Source organism: Leptothrix cholodnii SP-6, assembly GCF_000019785.1.
GTDB lineage: Bacteria > Pseudomonadota > Gammaproteobacteria > Burkholderiales > Burkholderiaceae_C > Sphaerotilus > Sphaerotilus cholodnii.
In genome coordinates this window covers 541647-554400 of sequence record NC_010524.1, presented here as the reverse complement: position 1 = coordinate 554400, position 12754 = coordinate 541647, and the positions used below count along the sequence as shown (strand labels likewise).

The following is a 12754-nucleotide window of genomic DNA, read 5'->3' as shown; positions in this document are numbered from 1 at the left end:
CCGGGCGCCGTCAATCCGGGTGCGCCTGCGCCACCAGCGGCTCGGGCCGGGCCCGCACCGCCCACAGCACGCCCACCACCAGCAGCGCGATGCCGCCCAGCGTGGCCGGCGCCGGCCACTGACCGCGCAGCATGAAGGCGTAGCTGAGCGCGGCCAGGGTCTCGAACACGATCAGCTGGCCGACCAGCGTGGTCGGCAGGCGCTGGCTGGCCTCGTTCCAGCACAGCGTGCCGAGCCACGACGCCAGCAGGCCGATCGCGAACATCAGGCCCAGGAAGAAGACCGGCCGCGGCCCGAACGGCATCGGGAACGCGCTGCCGCTGGCCGACAGCCAGGCCCAGCTCGCCGCGTAGCCCAGCAGCGCCAGCGGCAGCGTCGCCAGCCCCTGCGCGGTGGCCCAGGTGCGCGGGCTGCGATCGGGGTGGGCGCGCAGCCAGTCGGCGTTGCGCAGCGGATACCAGGTCCAGCAGACCACCGCGCAGATCGCCAGCAGCGCGCCGCTGGCGTAGCGGCCCAGATCCGCGTCGGGCTGGGCGCGCATGGCCTCGATCTCGACCTGGTTGACCAGGCTGATGCCCGCGGCGATCAGCAGCAGCGACGGCGCCAGCTGCAGCCAGGGCAGGCGGCCGTCGCGGGCGGCGTCGCGCAGGTTGGAGCTGATCGCGATCACCACCGGCAGGGTGCCGATGATCATGGTCGGCAGCGGACCGCCGGCGCGCTGGATCGCTGCGGCCAGGCACAGGTAGTAGACGATGTTGCCGACGATCGACAGCCGCAGCGCCTCGCGCCAGTCGGCGCGGGTGAACTGCGCCAGCCGCGCGCGGTCGAACCAGGCGAGGGGCAAGGCGATCAGCCCGAAGGCGAGGTAACGGCCGAACGACTGCAGCGCCGGTGAATACTCGGGCAGCAGGAGGGGGCCGACGAACACCAGCCCCCACATCAGGCCGGCGGTGAGTGCGAACAGGGTGCCGGTCAACATCGGGCGATTGTCACCGCCCGCCTGGCCGGCACCGTCGCCGGCGCCTGTCAGCCGACAAGGCGTGCGAGCCGTTGTCGGAAAGCATGCCCAGCCTGGAGAAATTGATGTTCATCAAGATGTGTCGCCCGCTGTGGGCGATGGCCTGCCTGCTGCTCGCCGCCCTGCTGGCCGGGCCCGGTCTGGCCCGGGCCGCGGACGATCCGCCCGGGCGGGTCGGCCGCATCGCCTGGATCGACGGCGACGCCCGCCTGGCGCGCGGCGACGGCGGCGACACGCTCGACCACGCGCGCGATTCGCTGCGCAACTGGCCGGTGACCAGCGGCGACGAACTCAGCGTGGGCAACAACAGCCGGGCCGAGATCGGCATCGGCTCGACCCGCCTGCGCCTGGGCGAAAACAGCCAGCTGCTGCTGCGCCGGGTCGACGACGAGCGCATCGAGCTCGAACTGCTGGGCGGCTCGCTGGCGGTGCTGCTCGGCAGCGACGAAGTGGCGCGCGAACTCAGCATCGAGACCGATGCCGCGCGCCTGCTGCCGCTGGGCGCCGGGCTCTACCGCATCGACGTGCCCGACGCCGAACGCGGCCACACCCACCTGCACGCCGCCACCGCCTGGCGCAACGGCCTGCGCATCGAGCAGCCGGCCGGCAGCTACCTGCTGCAGCCCGGCCAGCGCGCCGAGATCTACGTCGACGGCGGTTTCCGGCTCGACACTCCCGAGGCCGACGGCTTCGCCCGCTGGGCCATGAACGACGACGACTTGCGGCTGCAGCAGGCCTCGCGCGACGCGCCGGTGCCCGACGAGATGACCGGCGCCCACGAGCTCGATCGCCACGGCGACTGGACCCGCTCGGCCGACTACGGCTGGGTCTGGTACCCGCGCACCGTGGTGGTCGGCTGGGCGCCCTACCGCCACGGCCGCTGGAGCTGGGTCTCGCCCTGGGGCTGGACCTGGATCGACGACGCGCCCTGGGGTTTCGCGCCCTTCCACTACGGCCGCTGGGTCTGGTGGCGCGACCGCTGGGGCTGGGTGCCCGGCGACCACACGCCGCGGCCGGTCTACGCGCCGGCGCTGGTGGTCTGGAACGGCCAGCCGGGCCTGTCGTGGTCGATCAGCATCGGCACCGGCGTGGCCTGGTATCCGCTCGCGCCGCGCGAGGTCTACGTGCCGGCCTATGCCTTCAGCCCGCGCCACGTGCGCCTGCTCAACCAGCCGCACGTGCACGACGGCCCGCTGCTGCGCCGCGTGATGGAACGCCCCGACGAGGTGCTGCGCCACACGCCCTACCGCTACCGCCAGTTCTCCGGCGCGGTCAGCACCGGCATCGGCCGCGATGGCCGTGACGGCCGCTTCTTCCGCCCGGCGCCCTGGCGCGGCGCGGTCGAGCTGCCACCACGCATGCGCGCCCCGCAGGCGCCGCCGGTGGTGACGCGCATCCAGCCGCCGCAACCGCCGCGCGAGCGCTGGGAGCGCGACCGCCGGGATCGCAACGAGCGCGGCGACCGGATCGACCGCGGCGATCGGTTCGATCGACCGGATCGTCAGCCGGCACCACCGCAGCCGGACATGCGCCACCACGGCGACATCGACCGCAACCGTCCGCCCGGCGCCAACGCGCCACCCGCGCCGCCGCCCAACCCGTCGCAGCGCTTCGTGCCCGGGCAGGTGCCGATCCAGCCGGGACAAGCCGCGCGCCCGCAGCCCGGCCTGGCGCAACCGGTGGCGCCGCAGCCCGGCGCGTCGTTCCCGGGGCTGCGCCCGCGCGACGGCGCACGCCCCGACGGACGCCCCGACGCGGATCCGGACGGCCGCACCGACAACCGCCGCGACGGGCGTTTCGGCTCACGGCCGGAGCTGGTCCCGGCCGCGCCACCGCCGGTCGCCGCGCCCGCACCGACGCCGGCGCGCACCCAGGCACCGGATCAGCCCCGCGCCCAGCCCCCTGTGCAGGCCGTCGCACCCGCGGCGCCCATCCAGCAGACACCGCCGCCACGCGGCAACTTTCCTGGCCTGGACCGCGGCCAGCGCGAAGCCGGTGGCGGGCGCCCCGCCGCGCCACCCGCACCGATGGTGCAAGCCGCCCCGGTGATGCCGGCCGCGCCACCGCCGGCGATGGTCGCCGCACCACCGCCGGCTGTGGTCGTCACCCCGCCGCCGCGCCCCGAACAGCGCATCGCCGTGCCACGCGCCGAACCGCCCCGACCGCCCGAAGTGCGCCAGGAGCAACGTCGCGACAATCCGCCGCAGCGCACGCAAGGGCGCCCGGACGGTCAGCCCGAACCGCGCCAGGACGGTCGCCGCGAGCGTTGGCCACCGGGCCGCGAGCAGTGAGCCGCCAGCGCAGCGGACCTGTTCAGGCCCAGAGCCGCCGGGCGTACAGCCCCAGGCCCGTGGCCACCGAGGCCAGCCGCTCGCCGTGCACCGGCCGCGCGGCGGGGAAACCGGCCGACAGCGCGTCGGTCAGCAGCCGCAGGCCGGTCGAGCCGCCGGTGAAATACAGCGCGTCGATGCGCTCGGGCGCCAGACCCGCCATCTGCACCGCCTCGTGCGCGGCGGCGACGATGCGCGCGACGTCGTCGCGCAGGGCGGCCTGCGCCTGGGCGTCTTCGAGCGTGACCTGCAGGCCGCGCTCGACCAGCCGCAGGTCGATGCTCGCCTGTCCGCCGTCGGCCACCTCGATCTTGGCGCGCTCGGCGCGACCGAGCAGGTCGTGGCCGAGGTGGTCGGTCAGCACCGTGAGCAACCGCTGATGCAGCACCGGGTTGGCGAAATTCACCTTCATCGCCCGCACTTCGGCGATGCGCTGCGGCCGGTAGAGCGTGTTGACGATGTGCCAGGTGGCGAGGTCGAAGTAGATCCGGCTCGGCACCTCGCGCGCCGGCTGGCCGCCGATGGCCGGGCCGAAGGTGCCGTAGCCGAGCTCGGGCAGGATGCTGGCGAGCTCGACGCGGCGGTCGAAATCGGTGCCGGCGATGTGCAGGCCGTGGTTGGCGAGCACGTCGTCGCGGCGGTCGAGCCGCTCGCGGTGCGCCGGGCCGACCCGCACGACCGAGAAGTCGGAGGTGCCGCCGCCGATGTCGGCCACCAGCACGTGCTGCTCGTCGGCCACGGTGGCTTCGTAGTGGAAGGCGGCGGCCAGCGGCTCGTACTGGAAACCGACCGACTCGAAGCCGACCGCACGCGCGGCGGCCTCGAGAGCGGCCTGGGCCTGGGCGTCGCGGGCGTCGTCTTCGTCGACGAAGTGCACCGGCCGGCCCAGCACCACACGCTTGAGCGTGCGGCCGGTGTGCGCCTCGGCGCTGCGCTTGAGGCGCAGCAGGTAGCCGGTGATGACGTCGGCGAAGCTGACCGAGCGGCCGGCGCCGATGTCGGTGTGCTGGTCCATCAGGCTGGAGCCGAGCACGCTCTTCATCGAGCGCATCAGTCGGCCTTCATGGCCTTCGGTGTAGGCGGCGATGCCGGCGCGGCCGAACAGGCGCGGCAGGTTCTGAAGCTCGGGCCCCTCGGCGAGGTAGAACACCGAGGTCGGCATGGTCGGCTGGCCGTTTTCGAGCGGCACCAGGGTCATGCCCGAGGGCGCGGCATCGTCGGGCACGGCGATCGCCGAGTTGGAGGTGCCGAAGTCAATGGCGCAGAAATCTTCTTCGGTCACGGCAGGCAGCGGTTCGACATGGGGCGCGGATGATACGGGCGCACCGCGTCGCACGGGTCGCCGCTCGGGTATCGGCGCGTGTCCCGACGGGCCGCAGCGGGCCCGTCGGTCCGCATCAAGCCGCTGCGGGCGAGCGCCGATGCCAGTCGGTGGCCTGCTGGAAGGCGTGGCCGGCGTGCAGCAGCGCGCCTTCGCGCCAGTAGTTGCCGATCAGCTGCAGGCCCACCGGCAGGCCGGCTTCTCCGCTGCCGGCCGGCACGCTGATGCCGGGCAGGCCGGCCAAGCTGGCGGGCAGCGTGAAGATGTCGGCCAGGTACTCGGCCACCGGATCGCTCTGGCTGCCGAGCGGTCGCGCCACGGTCGGCGCCACCGGGCCGGCGATCAGGTCGCACTGCGTGAAGGCCGCCTGGAAGTCGTCGGCGATCATGCGGCGCAGCTTCTGCGCCTGCAGGTAGTAGGCGTCGTAGTAGCCGTGCGAGAGCACGTAGGCGCCGATCATGATGCGGCGCTTGACCTCGGCGCCGAAGCCTTCGCTGCGGCTCTTGCTGTACATCTCCGACAGGTCCTTGTACTGCTCGGCGCGGTGGCCGTAGCGCACGCCGTCGAAGCGGCTCAGGTTCGAGCTGGCCTCGGCCGGCGCGATGATGTAGTACACCGGAATCGACAGCTCAGTGCGCGGCAAGCTCACGTCCACCAGCGTGGCGCCGAGCTTCTCGAGCTCGGCCAGCGCGGCGCGGGTGGCGGCCAGCACGTCGGCGGCGACACCGTCGCCGAAGAACTCTTTCGGCAAGCCGATGCGCAGGCCGGCGAGCGGCCGGTCGGCCGTGGCGCCTTCGCGCAAGGCGGTGGTCTGTGCCACGAAATCGGGCACGGCCTGTTCGGCGCTGGTGGCGTCACGCGGGTCGAAGCCGCTCATGGCCTGCAGCAGGTGCGCGCAATCGAGCGCGCTGCGCGCCATCGGGCCGGCCTGGTCGAGGCTGGAGGCGAAGGCGATCATGCCGTAGCGCGAGCAGCGGCCGTAGGTCGGCTTGATGCCGGTGATGCCGCAGAAGCTGGCCGGCTGGCGCACCGAGCCGCCGGTGTCGGTGCCGGTGGCACCGGGCACCAGGCGAGCCGCCACCGCGGCGGCGCTGCCGCCCGACGAGCCGCCGGTGATGCGGCCGGTGTCCCAGGGGTTGCGGGCCGGGAACCAGGCCGAGTTCTCGTTGCTGCCGCCCATCGCGAACTCGTCGCAGTTGAGCTTGCCCAGCGTCACCGCGCCGGCGGCCGACAGGCGGCTGACGACGGTGGCGTCGAACGGGCTGCGGTAGCCCTCGAGCATCTTCGAGCCGGCGGTGCTGGGGAAATCGCGCGTGACGAAGATGTCCTTGTGCGCGATCGGCACGCCCAGCAGGCGGTGCGCCGCACCGCCGATGCCGCGCGCGCGCCAGGCGTCGGCCGCGCCGGCCTGGGCCAGCGCGACGTCTTCGTCGACACACAGAAAGGCACCGAGCGACTCGTGCACCGCCACGCGGGCGAGCTGGTGGCGGGTCAGTTCGACGCTGGAGACCTTCCCGGCGTCGAGCAGGGCGGCGAGCTCGGTGATGTCGAGCTGATGCAGTTCGGTCATGTCGGCACTCACTCGATCACCCGCGGAACCAGGAACAGGCCGCCTTCGACGGCCGGGGCGCTTTTCTGGTTGGCCTCGCGCTGGTCGGTCTCGGTGACGGCGTCGTCACGCAGGCGCAGGCTGACGTCCTGCACCGCCGACAAGGGCGTGTAGAGCGGCGCCACGCCGGTGGTGTCGACCGCACGCATGCGCTCGACGATGCCGAAAAAGCCGTTCAGCTGGACCAGCAGATCGCTCTGCTCGGCCGTGCTCAGTTCGAGTCGCGCCAGGTTGGCGATGCGACTCACATCCGCGGGGGTGAGTGCCATGTTCTGTGGGGTTGGACAGGCCCGAAGGCCACTGCGCCGGGCCGATGCGCCGCTGGGCAGACGAGCTTGGCGCAGGCATCGAGCCCGGGCCCTTGGGGTATTATCACCCGCCTTTCAGGGTGATCCGCTCCCGGAGAAAGCCAATCAGCCGCCTGCGGCCTTGCCGGGGCGGCTGGTGGTTTTTAACCGGATCGTTTTGCCTCTGCGCCCCGTGTTGCGGGCTGGTGCCAACGACCGCCCTGCGGCGCGCACCGGTCTGCACCGGGCCCCCGGAATTCTTTCCGGGCGCGTGTCCTGTGTCGTGCAACGCGCTGCCCGGATGTTGCTGAGCTGACCATGTTCTACGGATCGCTGCTGCGCCGCTATTTTTCAACCGACCTCGCCATCGACCTGGGCACCGCCAACACGCTGATTTACGTGCGTGGCGTGGGCATCGTGCTCAACGAGCCCTCCGTCGTCTCGATCCGCCACGAAGGCGGCCCGCACGGCAAGAAGACCATCCAGGCCGTCGGCGCCGAAGCCAAGGCGATGCTGGGCAAGGTGCCCGGCAACATCGAGGCCATCCGCCCGATGAAGGACGGCGTGATCGCCGACTTCACCGTCACCGAGCAGATGCTCAAGCAGTTCATCAAGATGGTGCACCCGCGCTCGCTGCTGCGGCCGAGCCCGCGCATCATCATCTGCGTGCCCTGCGGCTCGACCCAGGTCGAGCGGCGCGCGATCCGCGAGTCGGCGCTGGGCGCCGGTGCATCCGAGGTCTACCTGATCGAGGAGCCGATGGCCGCGGCGATCGGTGCGGGCATGCCGGTGTCCGAGGCCTCGGGCTCGATGGTGGTCGACATCGGCGGCGGCACCACCGAGGTCGGCGTGATCTCGCTGGGCGGCATGGTCTACAAGGGCTCGGTGCGGGTGGGCGGCGACAAGTTCGACGAAGCCATCATCAACTACATCCGCCGCAACTACGGCATGCTGATCGGCGAGCCCACCGCCGAGACCATCAAGAAGGAAATCGGCAGCGCCTTCCCGGGCTCCGAGATCAAGGAGATGGAAGTCAAGGGCCGCAACCTGAGCGAAGGCGTGCCGCGCAGCTTCACGGTCTCGTCCAACGAGATCCTCGAGGCGCTCACCGACCCGCTCAACCAGATCGTCTCCAGCGTCAAGAAGGCGCTCGAGCAGACCCCGCCCGAACTGGGTGCCGACATCGCCGAGCGCGGCATGATGCTGACCGGCGGCGGCGCGCTGCTGCGCGACCTCGACCGCCTGCTGGCCGAAGAAACCGGCCTGCCGGTGCTGATCGCCGAAGACCCGCTGTCGTGCGTGGTGCGCGGTTGCGGCATGGCGCTCGAGCGCATGGAACGCCTGGGTTCGATCTTCACGTCCGAATAAGGCCGCACGCCCGCCGGCTCTGAGGCGGGATCTTCGCGCGGGCTCACTGCCGACATGCCGCTGGGCACACTCGATCGCTCACCCCCACCGTTCTTCCGCCAGGGCCCTTCGGCGCTGACGCGGCTGGTTTTCTTCGCCTCGCTGGCGGTGTTCCTGATGGCGGCCGACACCCGCCTGGGCCTGACCGGCCCGCTGCGCACGGCCGCCGCGGTGGCGCTGCACCCGGTCGAGCGCGCCCTGCTGGCGCCGGTCGATGCGCTGAGCACCGTGGGCGCCTATTTCGACGGCATCACGGTGGCGCGCCAGCAGGCCGACGCCGCACAGGCGCGACTCACCCAGCAGGCCGAGCGCACGCTGCAGGTCGATCGCCTGCTGCAGGAGAACACCCGGCTGCGCGCCCTGCTCGAACTGCGCGCCGGCCTGACCTACCGCAGCCACGCCGCCGAGATCCTCTACGACGCCGCCGACCCGTACACCCGCAAGGTCGTGATCGACCGCGGCGAGAACGTCGGCATCCTGCGCGGCTCGCCGGTGATCAACGACGCCGGCGTGCTCGGCCAGGTCACGCGGATCTACCCGCTGACCGCCGAGGTGACGCTGCTGATCGACCGCGACGCGGCCATCCCGGTGCTCAACACCCGCACGCAACTGCGCAACGTCGCCTTCGGCGATCCGGACAGCGCCGGCATGGAGCTGCGCTACGCCGCCGCCAACACCGACGTGAAGGTCGGCGACGTGCTCAGCACCTCGGGCCTGGACGGCGTCTATCCGCCCGGCCTGCCGGTGGCGCGGGTGGCAAGCCTGGAGCGGCGCACCCAGACCGACTTCGCCCGCATCGTGCTGCAGCCGGTGGCGCAGGCCGACGGCGTGCGCCATGTGCTGGTGCTCGACCCGATGTCCACCCAGTTGCCGGTCCGCCCCGAGGCCGCCGCCTCGGCGGCGGGCCGCGACAAGGACGCCCTGAGCCTGCGCAAGTCGACCCCCAGGCGCTGAACCGGAGCCGTGAACACCATGACCCGCCGCCACGCCTGGCCCGAGCGCATCGCCGTCCCCGAACGGGCGCCGGCCCGGTCGCACCCCTGTGCCGGGGGGCGACCGCGATGATGCCGCGCATGGGCGACCAGCTGCTGCTGCCCGTCAACCCGTGGTTCATGTGGGCCTCGCTGCTGCTGGCGCTGGGTCTGAACATGCTGCCGCTCGGCCGCCTGCCGGCGATGCCCGACCTGGTCGCGCTGGCGCTGGTGTTCTGGAACGTGCACCAGCCGCGCCGGGTCGGTGTCGGCGCGGCCTTCTGCTTCGGCCTGCTGATGGACGTGCACGAAGGCGCCGTGCTCGGCCAGCATGCGCTGGCCTACACGCTGCTGAGCTACTTCGCGATCACCATCCACCGCCGGCTGCTGTGGTTCTCGACCCCGGCGCAGGCACTGCACGTGCTGCCCCTGATGGCCGCCGCGCACCTCGTGACCCTGCTGCTGCGGCTGGCCACCGGCGGGCATTTCCCGGGCTGGAGCCTGCTGCTGTCGCCGCTGTTCGAGACCCTGCTGTGGCCGCTGGTGAGCCTGCTGCTGCTGGCGCCGCAGCGCCGCGCGCCCGACCCGGACAAGCACCGGCCCCTATGATCTTCCGATGATCGAGCTGCGCAATGTCGAACAGGAGCTGGAGCGCTACCGCACCCGCCTGATCGTGGCCGCGGTCTTCGTGCTGGCCTGCTTCGGGCTGCTGGCCGCCCGGCTGGTGTACCTGCAGGTGGTGGTCCACGAAGACCTCGCCACCCGGGCCGAGAACAACCGCATCGCGGTGGTGCCGATCGTGCCCAACCGCGGCCTGATCGTCGACCGCAACGGCGTCGTGCTGGCCGACAACTACTCGGCCTACACGCTCGAGATCACGCGCTCGCAGCTCACCGAGTCGCTCGAATCGACGATCGACCAGCTCGCCGAGGTGGTCGAGATCCAGCCGCGCGACCGACGCCGCTTCAAGCGCCTGCTCGAGGACTCGCGCAGCTTCGAATCGCTGCCGATCCGCACCAAGCTCAGCGACGCCGAGGTGGCCCGCTTCACGGCCCAGCGCTACCGTTTTCCGGGCGTCGAGATCAAGGCGCGGCTGTTCCGCAACTACCCCTATGGCGAACTCGCCAGCCACCTGCTCGGCTACATCGGCCGCATCAACCGCAACGAGCTGGCCGCGATGGAGGAGTGGCCGGAGGAAGACTGGGCCAACTACCGCGGCACCGAGGTGATCGGCAAGCTCGGCATCGAGCAGAAATACGAGCGCGAGCTGCACGGCACCACCGGCGTCGAGGAGGTCGAGACCAGCGCCGGCGGGCGGCCGGTGCGGCGCCTGCGCTCCGAGCCGGCCTCGCCGGGCAGCAGCGTGCACCTGAGCATCGACATCAAGCTGCAGGCCCTGATCGAGCGTCTGTTCGGCGAGCGTCGCGGCGCGCTGGTGGCGATCGACCCGCGCAACGGCGAGGTGCTGGCCTTCGTCAGCAAGCCGACCTTCGACCCCAACCTGTTCGTCGACGGCATCGACCACGAGAGCTGGAAGGAGCTCAACGAATCGATCGACAAGCCGCTGCTCAACCGCGCGCTCAAGGGCACCTACCCGCCGGGCTCGACCTACAAGCCGTTCATGGCGATGGCCGCGCTGACCACCGGCAAGCGCAGCGCCACCCAGGTGATCAACGACAACGGCTCGTTCATGTTCGGCAACCACCGCTTCCGCAGCCACGGCGACGGCGGGCTGGGGTCGGTCGACATGGTCAAGTCGATCGTGCTGTCGAGCAACGTCTACTACTACTCGCTGGCCAACGAGATGGGTGTCGACCTGATCCACGACCAGCTCTACCCCTACGGCTTCGGCCGGCGCACCGGCATCGATCTCGACGGCGAGAGCACCGGCGACCTGCCCTCGACCGCCTGGAAACGCAGCAAGTACAAGCGCCCCGACCTGCAGCGCTGGTACGCCGGCGAGACCATCTCGCTGGGCATCGGCCAGGGCTACAACAACTTCACCATGCTGCAGATGGCCAGCGCGATGGCCACGCTGGTGTCGGGCGGCAAGCGCTTCGAGCCGCGGCTGGTGCGCGAGATCGAGGACGTGCTGACCCACGACCGCCAACGTCCGAGCGCCCAGGCCCTCGAGCCGCTCGACCTCAAGCCCGAGCACGTCGCGGTGATCCGCCGCGCCATGCACGGCGTGACGCAGGAGGGCACCTCGACGCGGGTGTTCGCCGGCGCCGCCTACCCGAGCGGCGGCAAGACCGGCACCGCCCAGGCCAAGAGCATCGGCCAGAAGGAAAAGTACAACGCCGCCAAGCTGGCCGAATACTTCCGCGACCACTCGCTCTACACCGCCTTCGCGCCGGTCGACGAGCCGCGCGTGGCCCTGGCGGTGGTGGTCGAGAACTCCGGCTTCGGCGCCGAGGCGGCCGCGCCGATCGCACGCCGCGTGCTCGACTACCTGCTGCTCGGTCTCTATCCCAGCGAGGAGGACATCGCGCTCGCCCGGCTGGGCAAGGCCGGTGCACCGGTCGGCCCGCAGCGGCTGGCCGCCGACGTGCCGCTGCCGACCCTGATGAGCGCGGGCATGGCGACGCCGACCGATGCCGCCGCGTCCGCACCCGCACCGGCCAGTGCGCCGATTCTTCTCGGCGGCCCCCGATGAGCCACAGCCTGAATCAGCCCACCTTCCGGCAGCGCCTGCGGCCGTGGTTCACCGGTTTCGACATCGGCCTGGTGATCGCCATCGCGCTGCTGTGCGGCTGCGGCCTGCTGGCGATGTATTCGGCCGGCTTCGACCACGGCACCCGTTTCGTCGACCATGCCCGCAACATGGCGCTGGCCGGGCTGATCCTGTTCGTCGTCGCCCAGGTGCCGCCGCAGCGGCTGATGGCGCTGGCCGTGCCGATCTACACCGTCGGCGTCGTGCTGCTGGTGGCGACGGCCCTGTTCGGCCTGACCAAGAAGGGCGCGACCCGCTGGCTCAACGTCGGCGTGGTGATCCAGCCCAGCGAGATCCTCAAGATCGCCACCCCGCTGATGCTGGCCTGGTGGTTCCAGCGCCGCGAAGGCCGGGCGCAGCCGCGCCACTTCGTCGCCGCCGGCCTGCTGCTGCTGGTGCCCACGGCGCTGATCGCCAAGCAGCCGGACCTGGGCACCGCGATCCTGGTGTTCTCGTCGGGCTTCTTCGTGATCTTCTTCGCCGGCCTGTCGTGGCGGCTGATCCTGCCGGTGGCGCTGGTGGGCGGGGTGTCCGTCGTCGCGCTGGTGGCGGCCGGGCCGACCCTGTGCGAACCCGGCGTCGACTGGGTGGTGCTGCACGACTACCAGAAGAACCGTGTCTGCACCCTGCTCGACCCGACCAAGGACCCGCTCGGCAAGGGCTTCCACATCATCCAGGGCATGATCGCGATCGGCTCGGGCGGGGTCACCGGCAAGGGCTTCATGAAGGGCACCCAGACCCACCTGGAGTTCATCCCCGAGCGCACCACCGACTTCATCTTCGCCGCCTTCTCCGAAGAATTCGGCCTGATCGGCTGCCTGCTGCTGCTGATGTGCTTCGCCTTCCTGATCCTGCGCGGGCTGGCGATCTCGTTTGCGGCGCCGACCGCGTTCGCGCGCCTGCTCGGCGGCGCCATCACGCTGAGCTTCTTCACCTACGCGATGGTCAACATGGGCATGGTCAGCGGCATCTTGCCGGTGGTCGGCGTGCCGCTGCCCTTCATCAGCTACGGCGGCACCGCCATGGTCACGCTCGGGCTGTCGCTGGGCATGCTGATGTCGATCGCCCGCGCCCGCGGCCTGATGCAGAGCTGAGGCG

The 12754-nt window shown here is 71.5% G+C and carries 10 protein-coding genes; 6 read left to right on the top strand and 4 right to left on the bottom strand.

The features are described 5' to 3' along the window. Nucleotides 1-10: 10 nt before the first annotated feature. A complete protein-coding gene (locus LCHO_RS02570) occupies nt 11-979 on the bottom strand; it encodes a DMT family transporter (protein WP_012345547.1) in 969 nt (322 codons plus the stop codon). A gap of 104 nt (nt 980-1083) precedes the next feature. Between LCHO_RS02570 and LCHO_RS21905 the strand changes: the two genes are divergently transcribed. Continuing rightward, nucleotides 1084-3309, top strand: coding sequence for a DUF6600 domain-containing protein (locus LCHO_RS21905; protein WP_012345546.1), 2226 nt, complete (start codon nt 1084-1086; stop codon nt 3307-3309). A gap of 22 nt (nt 3310-3331) precedes the next feature. Here the strand turns inward: LCHO_RS21905 and LCHO_RS02560 are convergent, their stop codons facing one another. The 3 genes from LCHO_RS02560 to gatC all read right to left on the bottom strand — a co-directional run bounded on the left by LCHO_RS02560 (nt 3332) and on the right by gatC (nt 6547). Then, nucleotides 3332-4630 (bottom strand): Hsp70 family protein, encoded by a 1299-nt coding sequence (locus LCHO_RS02560; protein ID WP_012345545.1) that lies wholly within the window; start codon nt 4628-4630, stop codon nt 3332-3334. Between the two features lie 115 nt (nt 4631-4745). After that, a complete protein-coding gene (gatA, locus tag LCHO_RS02555) occupies nt 4746-6239 on the bottom strand; it encodes an Asp-tRNA(Asn)/Glu-tRNA(Gln) amidotransferase subunit GatA (RefSeq protein ID WP_012345543.1) in 1494 nt (497 codons plus the stop codon). An 8-nt stretch (nt 6240-6247) separates the two neighbouring features. Further along, the gene (gatC, locus tag LCHO_RS02550; RefSeq protein WP_012345542.1) at nt 6248-6547 is read right to left on the bottom strand and encodes an Asp-tRNA(Asn)/Glu-tRNA(Gln) amidotransferase subunit GatC; all 300 of its coding nucleotides are present in this window, start codon (nt 6545-6547) and stop codon (nt 6248-6250) included. A gap of 336 nt (nt 6548-6883) precedes the next feature. Between gatC and LCHO_RS02545 the strand changes: the two genes are divergently transcribed. The 5 genes from LCHO_RS02545 to rodA all read left to right on the top strand — a co-directional run bounded on the left by LCHO_RS02545 (nt 6884) and on the right by rodA (nt 12750). Then, a complete protein-coding gene (locus LCHO_RS02545) occupies nt 6884-7933 on the top strand; it encodes a rod shape-determining protein (protein ID WP_012345541.1) in 1050 nt (349 codons plus the stop codon). 54 nt (nt 7934-7987) lie between these two features. Beyond that, nucleotides 7988-8926: a rod shape-determining protein MreC gene (mreC, locus tag LCHO_RS02540; protein WP_012345540.1), complete on the top strand. Its 939-nt coding sequence runs from the start codon at nt 7988-7990 to the stop codon at nt 8924-8926. A 107-nt stretch (nt 8927-9033) separates the two neighbouring features. After that, the gene (gene mreD / locus LCHO_RS02535; protein WP_043703753.1) at nt 9034-9552 is read left to right on the top strand and encodes a rod shape-determining protein MreD; all 519 of its coding nucleotides are present in this window, start codon (nt 9034-9036) and stop codon (nt 9550-9552) included. 7 nt (nt 9553-9559) lie between these two features. Continuing rightward, nucleotides 9560-11599, top strand: coding sequence for a penicillin-binding protein 2 (mrdA, locus tag LCHO_RS02530; RefSeq protein ID WP_012345538.1), 2040 nt, complete (start codon nt 9560-9562; stop codon nt 11597-11599). Continuing rightward, the gene (gene rodA / locus LCHO_RS02525; protein WP_012345537.1) at nt 11596-12750 is read left to right on the top strand and encodes a rod shape-determining protein RodA; all 1155 of its coding nucleotides are present in this window, start codon (nt 11596-11598) and stop codon (nt 12748-12750) included. The genes mrdA and rodA overlap by 4 nt, the downstream gene beginning before the upstream one ends. Nucleotides 12751-12754: the final 4 nt, after the last annotated feature.